The organism is Vibrio sp. 10N.222.55.C6 (assembly GCF_041473395.1).
Lineage (GTDB): Bacteria > Pseudomonadota > Gammaproteobacteria > Enterobacterales > Vibrionaceae > Vibrio > Vibrio crassostreae_C.
Map to the genome: position 1 here is coordinate 1 of NZ_JBFRSD010000168.1, position 223 is coordinate 223.

Annotated in this window: 1 pseudogene; it reads right to left on the minus strand. The window is 46.2% G+C overall.

Annotation, left to right across the window (positions count from 1 at the left end):
* Nucleotides 1-223: pseudogene (locus AB4486_RS23080) on the minus strand (multidrug transporter); the annotation flags it as partial.

Consider the following 223-nt stretch of genomic DNA (forward strand, 5'->3'; position numbering starts at 1 on the left):
TCTTAAGTGGTACAAACAAACAACCCAAGGTAATCAAGGTGAAGCCAAACCATTGATTAGGTGACAGCTCATAGCCTATCAACACCGTGCCTAAACCCACCATCAACACGGGCAGTGCCCGTGCCATTGGGTAAATCACACCGATATCAGCTTGTTTATAGGCCGCGCCTAACCCAATCAAATAGATGATTTGACAGATCCCACTCAAGAAAACCAGTTGCCA